Origin of the sequence: uncultured Wocania sp. (assembly GCF_964021735.1) — a bacterium.
In the GTDB taxonomy this organism is placed as follows: Bacteria; Bacteroidota; Bacteroidia; order Flavobacteriales; family Flavobacteriaceae; genus Wocania_A.
Genome location: NZ_CAXIBN010000110.1, coordinates 1 through 10,701, shown reverse-complemented (window position 1 = coordinate 10,701; position 10,701 = coordinate 1). Strand labels below are relative to the sequence as shown.

The 10,701-nt window shown below is 29.9% G+C and carries 5 protein-coding genes; 4 read left to right on the top strand and 1 reads right to left on the bottom strand.

The window, feature by feature from the left end; all coding sequences use genetic code 11:
* The first annotated feature begins 247 nt into the window (after positions 1-247).
* The 3 genes from serB (at position 248) to bshA (ending at position 5,833) form a co-directional block, all read left to right on the top strand.
* Complete coding sequence (serB, locus tag AADI82_RS10365; protein ID WP_341216370.1) at positions 248-1,471, top strand: phosphoserine phosphatase SerB; 1,224 nt, start codon at positions 248-250, stop codon at positions 1,469-1,471.
* A 149-nt stretch (positions 1,472-1,620) separates the two neighbouring features.
* A complete protein-coding gene (locus tag AADI82_RS10360; protein ID WP_341216369.1) occupies positions 1,621-4,578 on the top strand; it encodes a glycoside hydrolase family 3 N-terminal domain-containing protein in 2,958 nt (985 codons plus the stop codon).
* Between the two features lie 118 nt (positions 4,579-4,696).
* Entirely contained in the window at positions 4,697-5,833 is a 1,137-nt protein-coding gene (gene bshA, locus AADI82_RS10355; RefSeq protein ID WP_341216368.1) for an N-acetyl-alpha-D-glucosaminyl L-malate synthase BshA, read from the top strand.
* Between the two features lie 55 nt (positions 5,834-5,888).
* Here bshA and AADI82_RS10350 read toward each other — a convergent pair whose 3' ends face one another.
* Complete coding sequence (locus tag AADI82_RS10350) at positions 5,889-7,454, bottom strand: hypothetical protein (protein WP_341216367.1); 1,566 nt, start codon at positions 7,452-7,454, stop codon at positions 5,889-5,891.
* A 353-nt stretch (positions 7,455-7,807) separates the two neighbouring features.
* Here AADI82_RS10350 and AADI82_RS10345 point away from each other — a divergent pair, with 353 nt between their 5' ends.
* On the top strand, positions 7,808-10,624 hold the full coding sequence (locus AADI82_RS10345; RefSeq protein ID WP_341216366.1) for a triple tyrosine motif-containing protein: 2,817 nt from the start codon (positions 7,808-7,810) through the stop codon (positions 10,622-10,624).
* The last annotated feature ends 77 nt before the right edge of the window (positions 10,625-10,701 follow it).

Below are 10,701 nucleotides of genomic sequence, written 5' to 3'. Positions count from 1 at the left end.
AGAGAATTGGGAAGTTCCAGCAAGTGAGAGTTGGCATAGTCGATTTGTAAAATAGACTCTTTTTTTTCAAAATCTTGAGTAACTATTTTTTAGTTTTATCTTCTCATCATTATCATTCTGTCTTTTTATTTATGATTTGATTATCTGATTATCAAAAATTAAGATAACCACGTATTATAAGCTAAAAAAACTTTCATATCTCAAATAGAATAATGATTTTTACGTCATTCAAGGCAAAAATCAAATTATGGCTAACGAGATTATCTTATTAAATATTTCGGGACAAGATAAACCAGGATTAACATCTAGTTTAACATCAGTTCTAGCACAATATGGTGCTAAAGTGTTAGATATTGGTCAGGCAAATATTCATGATACATTGTCTTTAGGAATACTGTTTGAAATTCAATCTAAAAAAAAATCTGCTGCAGTTTTAAAAGACTTACTTTTTAAGGCTTATGAGTTAGGCATTACGGCTAAATTTACTCCAATCTCGCTTGAAGACTATGAGAAGTGGGTAAATCTTCAAGGTAAAGATCGATATATTGTAACTATTTTAGGTGAAAAGTTGGCTGCCGAACAAATATCTGAAGTCACCAAAGTGATTTCAGAAAAAAACTTAAACATAGATTCTATAAAAAGACTCACAGGGCGACTTTCACTTGTTGAAGATGTAGAATATCCTAGAGCTTCTATACAATTATCTATTAGAGGTAAAATTGGTGATAAAAACGAATTTACTGAAAAATTCATGCAAATTTCACACGATTTAGATGTTGATATTGCATTTCAAGAAGATAATATTTATAGAAGAAACAGACGCTTAGTTTGTTTTGATATGGATTCTACACTTATTCAAACAGAAGTTATTGATGAATTGGCAGAATTAGCAGGAGTAGGAGAAGAGGTGAAAGCTATTACAGAATCTGCAATGAATGGAGAAATAGATTTTAACGAAAGTTTTAAAAGACGTATGAAGCTTTTAAAAGGTTTGAGTGAAGATGTATTACATGATGTTGCCATTAATTTACCAATAACAAAAGGTGCTCGGCGACTTATAGATACCTTAAAAACCTATGGATTTAAAACCGCTATTTTATCAGGAGGGTTTTCATATTTTGGTCATTATTTACAAAAAGAATTAGGAATAGATTATGTGTATGCTAACCAATTAGAAATTAAAGATGGTGTTTTAACTGGTGGTTATCTTGGTGATATAGTTGATGGTAATAAAAAAGCAGAATACCTTAAAGAAATTGCAAAGAAAGAGGGTATAGATATAAGCCAAACTATTGCAGTTGGAGACGGTGCAAACGATTTACAAATGCTTAATCTAGCCGGCTTAGGCATTGCTTTTCATGCTAAACCAAAAGTTAAAGATAATGCGCAAAGTGCTATATCTAGTATAGGGTTAGATGGTGTGTTGTATTTGTTAGGATATCATGACAGGCATATTGATTTAATTGAGTAGCTCATTGTTTAGAGAATTAAAACCATCTGTTTATAATCTTATTATAATTCTATCTTAAAGTCTTTTTTTCTTCTTTTTAAAAGTATTATTTTGGCATAGTTATTACTATTAATATATTTTATTAATAATATTTAAAATTTATCCATTATATGCGCCACTTCGTTCTCTCATTTCTATCTTTTTTTACAGTTATTTTTGCATTTGGTCAGATATCTTCAAATCCTCTATTGCATGAAGATGTTGAAGGGCAGCAAAAATGGGTAGATAGTGTATATAATTCGTTAACTCTAAAAGAAAAAGTTGGACAGTTGTATATGATTATGATTTTTTCTAATCAAGATAAAAAAACAAAAAACGCTAATATAAAACTAATTCAAGATCATAAATTGGGTGGTGTTATTTATTCGCTTGGTGGCCCCGTAAAGCAAGCTAAATTAAACAACGAATTACAAGCCATGTCTAAAGTACCTCTTTTAGTTGGTATGGATGCCGAATGGGGTTTAGGAATGCGTTTAGATTCTACCTATTCGTTTCCGTGGAATATGACACTTGGTGCCATAAAAGATAACAATCTTATTAAGCAAACAGGAAAGCACATTGGCGAGCATTGTAAGCGTTTGGGTGTACATTTTAATTTTGCACCAGTTACAGATATTAACACCAATCCTAAAAACCCAATAATTGGCAATCGCTCATTTGGTGAAGATAGAGATAATGTTACGGCAAAAGCTTTAGCGTTAATGGAAGGTATGCAAGATGCAGGTGTTTTAGCTAATGCAAAGCATTTTCCAGGACATGGCGATACCGATCAAGATTCACATAAAACATTACCATCAGTTAGTTTTAGTGAAAAACGAATAGATTCAATTGAGTTATATCCATATAAAAAATTAATTAAAGAAGGACTTTCTAGTGTTATGGTAGCGCACTTAAATGTGCCTAGTTTAGAAGCACGTTCTGGCTATCCATCATCACTATCAAAACATATAGTTACAGATATTTTAAAAGAGCGTTTAGGCTTTAAAGGATTGATATTCACAGATGCTTTAAATATGAAAGGTGTAGCAGATTATATAGAACCTGCGATAGATGGGAATACACCTCGGAAATTTACTACAGGTGGTGAAATAGATTTGGCAGCATTTAAAGCTGGTAATGATGTTTTGCTTATTTCTGAAGATGTTCCTGCTGGTATTTCTAAAATTGTAGAAGCTTGCGAAAGTGGAGATATTACTGAAGAACGTTTAGCACATTCAGTAAAAAAGGTGCTTCAAGCTAAATATAAAGTCGGATTAAACAATTACAAACCCATCGGATTATATAATTTAATTGAAGATTTGAATAGAATTGAAGACGATGTTTTGTATGAAGATCTTATTGAAAATGCAATAACCATAGTTAAAAATAAAAACGAATTATTACCTATTCGTCAGTTAGAAACTAAAACTATAGCTTACGTAAAATTGGGTGATGATAGTGGCTCTACATTCTTTAATGAACTAAAAAAATATACTAAAGTTCATGCCATAGAAGCTAAAAAGTTAGATGAATTAATGAATAAATTACAACCCTACAATACCGTTGTAATTGGTTTGCATCGCTCTAACGAAAGCCCTTGGAAACCCCATAGATTTACCGATAAAGAATTAGTTTGGTTACACGAAATAGCTAGAACACATACTGTAATATTAGATGTTTTTGTAAAACCTTATGCTTTATCAGATTTAAAAACTATTGAGAATATTGAAAGTATTGTAGTTAGTTATCAAAATAGTGAGATTGCTCAACAAAAATCGGCGCAACTTATATTTGGTGCTTTTGCAGCAAAAGGTACACTACCTGTTTCTACAGGCGAATTTTTTAAGCAAGGTCATGGCATTAATAATTTTTCAATAAAACGATTAGGATATTCTAGTCCAGAGCGTGTGGGTATGAATTCATTAAAATTGAGTAAAATAGATGCTATAGCGCAAAAGGCAGTAGATTCTATGATGACTCCAGGAATTCAACTTTTGGTAGCAAGACGCGGTAAAGTTATTTATAATAAAAACTTTGGAAAACATACTTATAAAGGTAAAGAAAAAGTAGCTTTTGATGATGTTTACGATGTTGCTTCACTAACAAAAATTATAGCTACATTACCAATACTTATGCAAATGGTAGAGCAAGGTATAGTATCTTTAAACAGTAAACTTTCAGAAATTTTACCTGAGTATAAAAAGTCTAATAAAAAAGATATTACTATTAAGCAGATGCTTTCTCATTACGCCAGATTACGCCCCTGGGAACCCTTTTATTATAAAACACTCGACTCGGTTACAAAACGCCCAAGTCCAAAATATTATAGAAAAACTAAAAGCGATAAATTTAATATTGAAGTCACTAAAGATTTGTTTTTACGTAGTGATTATAAAGATTCAATTCCTAAAATAATTAAAGATTCTGAATTGTTAGACCGATTAAGATATAGATATAGTGATTTTCCTTATTATATTTTAAAGAAATTTATTGAGAAGCATTACGACAAAGGCTTAGATGAAATAGTCCAAAATCACTTTTATCAATCTTTAGGAGCAAATTATACGTTATACAATCCGTATCATAAAATAAGTAATAAAAAGATAGTTCCAACTGAGATTGACGATTATTATCGCTACGAAAAAGTACATGGTTTTGTACACGATATGGGTGCCGCAATGCAAAACGGAGTAGGTGGACATGCTGGTGTTTTCAGCAATGCAAATGATGTTGCTAAAATTATGCAAATGTATTTGCAAAAAGGTTTTTACGGTGGTAAACGGTATTTAAAACCTGAAACTATAGATATGTTTAACACCTGTTATTTTTGTGAAAAAGATAATAGGAGAGGCGTTGGTTTCGATAAACCACAATTAGGAGAAGAAGGACCAACATGTGGTTGTATATCCATGACGAGTTTTGGGCATTCAGGTTTTACAGGTACGTATGCTTGGGCAGATCCAGAAGAAGAAATTATTTATGTGTTTTTAGCAAATAGAACGTACCCTAAAGCAGGAAAAAACATATTGTTAAAAAAGAATATAAGAACAGATATTCAACGTTTAATTTATGAAGCGATAGAGGAATAAAGAAGATTTAAGAGAAAAGATAAAAGAATAAAGAAATTTTTTGATAAAATTGAATAAATATATCAAATCTTTTTTCTTGTATCTATTTTATTTACTCTGAAAATTTAGAATAAATTTTATGAAAATAGGCATTGTTTGTTATCCAACATTTGGTGGTAGTGGTGTAGTTGCAACGGAACTTGGTTTAGAGCTGTCTAAGCGTGGACATGAAATACATTTTATCACCTATAATCAACCGGTTAGATTAGAGTTATTGAGTAATCATGTGCATTATCATGAAGTAAATGTTCCAGAATACCCTTTATTTCATTATCAACCATACGAACTTGCATTATCGAGTAAGTTAGTTGATATGGTAAAGCTTCATGGAATTGAAATTTTACATGTACACTATGCTATTCCACATGCTTATGCAGCTTATATGGCTAAAAAAATGTTGATAGAAGAAAACATTTATGTGCCAATTGTTACCACGTTGCATGGTACCGATATTACACTTGTTGGTAGTCATCCATTTTATAAACCAGCAGTTACCTTTAGTATAAACAAATCGGATGCCGTAACAGCGGTTTCTCAGAGTTTAAAAGAGGATACATTACGCTTATTCGATATTAAAAATGAGATTAGCGTAGTGCCTAATTTTATAGATTTAAGTAAATATAATCATGGATTTACTGATTGCCAGCGTGCTATGATGGCAAATGACGATGAAAAAATTATTACTCACATTAGTAATTTACGAGAAGTAAAACGCGTGCAAGATGTTATTACTGTTTTTTATAACATTCAAAAAGAAATGCCAGCAAAATTAATGCTAGTAGGTGAGGGACCAGAACGCGAGAAAATGGAATGGCGTTGTCAACAATTAGGTATTACAGAGAAGGTTGTTTTCTTTGGGAAAAGCAACGAAATAGATAAAATATTATGTTTTAGTGATTTATTTTTGCTGCCATCTCAAACCGAGAGCTTTGGTTTAGCTGCACTTGAGGCTATGGCATCTGGAGTTCCTGTAATATCAAGTAATACAGGAGGTATTCCAGAAGTAAACGTACATGGTGTTTCTGGATTTTTAAGTGATGTTGGTGATGTTGATGATATGACTAAAAATGCATTACATATTTTAAACAATGAAAACCGATTAGAGACCTTTAAAAATAATGCTAGAAAAGAATCCTTAAAATACGATTTACATAATATTGTACCACAATATGAAGCTATTTACGAAGATACTTTGGCTAAATGCTTAGTGCTTTAAAACTTAAAAAAATTAACGAATTTTTCCTATAAATCAAATTTTGTAAAAAGACACGTTAATCATCTTTAGGAAATGTAACATGCTGATAAGCACCTAAGTCTGGTGAATTAGTTCTGTTTATATTTAAAATATCTGTGGGTATTTGGCTTGAAAACAACACGTTGCCTTTATTTGTCGCAGCAGATTCATCACCAATAATAAATTGGTTTAATTCTACATCCTTAAAATTTGGATCTTCATTAAATATATTGTTTTCATAAAGATTTGTGTTTTCCAAATTGTAATTATCTCCAGTAAAATTATTGTTATTGTCTTCAAAACGGATTAAACAATTAGTAAACTTAAAGTTAAAAGTCACTTCAGAGTCTTCAATTTCATCTAATAAAATCTCTGGATTATCATTTCCGTAAATAATACAATTATTAAAGTTAGCTTCAGTTAAATCTGCAAGAATAGCATTGTTATTTTCATCTGTTACAAAATTGTTTAGCAAAACAGATGGAAATTGCCTAAATCCGTTATTCCAATAATTTGCAATGGTGCAATGTGTAAAGTTATAAACTCCTCCTAATGTTCCCGCAAACGATGATTGTCCAGAATTATTTATAACTACGTTTTCTCCAGTTATAGATGTGTTTCTTCCCAAAATCCCAAAATTACTAGAATTGTAAATTTGAGAATTACTAATTTTAAGCTTTTCTGTCGCACCATTTGGGTTACCATCGCTTAAAATACCAACTGTTGCATTTTTAATTGTAGCGTAGTTTATGCTATTGTTTATGCTGCCATCAAACAGCCAGATAGTTCCCCATTGCCCTGGTGTGTTAGAGAAATTTGGTTCTAATCTGTCACCTTCAAAAATAACTTCGTTTTCTAACAAATTTTGGTCATTGCTAAACGAGCCATTAACATTAAGTGTTGCACCCTCAGAAATGATTAATCCAGAATTAGAATGAAAGTGTAAGCGTGCGCCAGCATTAATATTTAGTGTTTCCCCGTTGGGTACAGCAGCAAAGCCATATACTATATAAGGTTTTTCGTTGGTAAAGGTTAATTCGGTATTTAAAAGCTCTCGCCCTTGTAATTCAGTTTCAATTAATTCACCCCCAACATTAAGCGTTAATGTCTCAATAACTTTTGTAGTGTTATCTCTGTTTGGATAAATAAAAACAGCATCTTGTACAAGGGTTACAAGTTCTACTTTTTGAAGATTTGAGTTGGAGTCGAATTCAATTTGATCGGTATATAAATAATTCCCATTTGGATTAGAGAAGTTATTAATATCAATAGTAGTTTCAACAAAAATAAATATACTGTCTTTAGCTAAAATTTTAATGTTTTCGAATGTTTTACCAGAGATACCATCAACATTTAGTCTATATTCTGAAGCGTCGCCCAAACCAAGTTTTACAGAAGGAATAACAATATCATCATCACTTTTATTATAAACTTTTAAGTTATAAGTGCTAGAGCCAATGTTGGTAAAAACAGTATCTAAATAAACGGTGTCTTTAGAAAATTCTAAATTTCCTGTACTTGGTGAAAACTCAAAATCTTTACGGCAAGAACTCCAAAGAATTAAAAAGCTAATAGTAAAAATAAAATACAGACTACGTTTCATAAAATTGGATAGACTAAATATAATTAACGGTAAAAATAAATAAATATACCTTAGCCGTAAAAATATAACTTTTGGACGTATGAAGATAGTATATGTTAAATGTATTTCATAAAATTAAAAGTAGTTTAAACGCTTTTTCAATCAAAAGAAGAATTTAGCATAAAGCAGTTCGTAAAAATAAAGTTAAAAACTCCGAAATATGATTATTTATGGTTTAATGGTAAACTAATAATGAAGATGTATGTGATTTTTTATTATAAAAAAACCATACAAAAACTATACAAAGTATTTAGTAGTATAATAAATACAAGGATTTATACTATATTAGTAACGCAACATTAATAGCTTTACAGTTGAAAAATATTTTTAGGCTTACAACATTGTTATATTTCTTTTGTCTTTTTTTAGTTAAGGCTCAAGAAATACCTCCTATTGAAATATATACTCCAAAATCGTATGAAGCAGGAAATCAAAACTGGTCAATAGCACAATCAAAGGATAGGTATATTTATGTTGCAAACAATAAAGGTTTATTAGAGTTTAATGGTGCTAAATGGCGTTTGTACCCATCGCCAAACGAAACAATAATACGATCTGTTAACGTTTTTAATGATGTTATTTATACAGGTTGTAGTAAAGAATTTGGTTATTGGCAAAGAAATGAGTTTGGAGATTTGTATTATACGTCGCTTTCCAAAAATCTACAAATTGAGTTTCTTGAAGAAGAAGAGTTTTGGAATATTGTAGAGCTTGATAATTATATTCTGTTTCAATCTTTAAAAAGAATTTATATATATAACAAGAGTAATACATCTTATTCATTTATTGATTCAGATACAACCATATACAAAATGTTTAAAGTTAATGGAAGTATATATTTTCAAAAAACAAAGGATGGATTGTATAAGATTGAAAATGGTAAGTCAAAGTTAATTTCCAACAATGATGTATTAAAAAACAATTTATTAGTTAATGTTTTTAATTACAAAGGAAAACTTTTAATTGAAACAGAAGCTAATGGCTTTTATATTTTTAATAGCAACAGACTTGATAAATGGGATATTCCTGCAAATAAGTTACTTCCTCAAAGTGGTGTTTATAGAAGTACACAATTAAGAGATGGAAGCTTTATACTAGGAACAAGATCTAATGGTATTCTACATTTAACTTCAGAAGGAGAAATTAATTATCACATTAATATTAAAAGTGGTTTAAGTAATAATACAATACATTCCATTTTTGAAGATTCTGAAAATAATATTTGGTTAGCTTTAGATAATGGAGTCAATTGTGTTAATATTAAATCTCCATTTAGCATCTATAATGATAAAGAAGGGAAAATAGGAACAGTTTACGCATCAGCAGTTTATAATGGCTATTTGTATTTAGGCACAAACCAAGGCTTGTATTGTAAGCCTATGCTTTCTGATAATGAATTTGAATTTATCGAGGGCACTCAAGGCCCAGTTAGATGCTTGGTTAAGCTTAATAATTCATTGTTTTGTGGACACGATACAGGTACTTTTATTGTTAATAAAAATATAGCAGAACTGGTTATCGACATACCAGGTACATGGAATATTATTCCTATATATAATAATAATAATAATAATAATTTATTACTTCAAGGTAACTACAACGGACTTAATGTAATTGCCAATGTGAATGGTAAATGGATATTTAGAAATAAAATTGATGGTTTTGATATCTCAAGCAAGTTTTTTGAGCTTTATAATAACAATATTTTTGTAAGCCACGAATCTAAAGGCGTTTATAAAGTTAAAGTAAATGACGATTTTACGAAAGCAGAACAGGTTGAAAAAGATTCAACGCTTAAAAAAGGATTGAATTCTAGTATTATAAAGCATAATGGTAATATATTTTATGCTTATAAAGAAGGTGTTTTTAAATATAATCCATCAAAAAAAAAGTTCTTTAAAGACTCCATTTTAAGTCAGTTATATTCAAAAAAGGAGTATACGTCTGGTAAGCTTATATCAGATAAAGAGAATAATATTCTTTGGGGTTTTTCAAATAAAAATCTAAATTATGTTTCACCTGGCAAGTTAAGTAGTACTCCTAAAGTTAATAAGATTACTTTTTCTACATTGCTTCCTAAGGGCCTAACAGGTTATGAAAACATTTCTCACCTGCAAAATAACAAACATTTAATAGGAACATCAACAGGGTATCTTGTTTTAGATTTAGGTAAATTAAATGAAAAAACATATAGTATTTCTATTAATTCAATTTCAACCAACGATTTAGAAGATAGTCTTCAAGTTGTAGATAAGTATATTGAAGGAAGTTTTAAAAGCAAGGATAATAATATTGAATTCTCTTTTAGTGTTGCAGAATTTGATAAGTATTTAGATACAGAATATCAATATCAGTTAAAAGGTATTTATCCAGAATGGAGTAGTTGGTCTACAAGCTCTAGTATATTATTTAAAAATTTGTCTTATGGCGATTATGTTTTTAACGTTAGAGCAAAAGTTGGCAATAACATAACAAATAATACGGCTACTTATAGTTTTAAAATAGAAAAACCATGGCATCTATCAAACGAGGCTATTGTTATATACACCTTTTTTGTTTTATTACTTACATCATTAATGCATAATTTGTATAAACGTTATTATAGAAAGCAAAGAGAAAAATTAATACAAAAAGCAGAAAGAGAATTAGAGCTAAAAGAGCTTGAAAATCAGCAACAACTTATGCGTTTTAATAATGAAAAGTTAAGACAAGATATTGAAAGTAAAAATCGTGAGTTGGGTATATCGACAATGAGTTTAATAAAAAAGAATGAGTTTTTAAACAGTATAAAAAAGGAGCTTAAAAATGTTTCAGATAATGATAAAAACTTAAAATCTGTTATTAGAATTATTGATAAAAACCTTAATAATACAGATGATTGGAATGTATTTGAGGAAGCATTTAATAATGCAGATAAGGACTTCTTAAAGAAGATTAAAGCAATGCATCCTTCACTAACATCTAACGATTTAAGATTGTGTGCTTATCTTAGGTTAAATCTTTCTTCAAAAGAAATAGCACCTCTGCTTAATATTTCACCAAGAAGTGTTGAAGTTAAAAGATACCGATTAAGGAAAAAGATGGACTTGCCTCACGAATCTAGCTTAACAAATTATATTCTAGAAGTATAGGTTTTTTGTGTTAACCATATATACCTATACATTACCACAACAAGTAAACATTTTTGCAAAATTTATATTCTAAAATT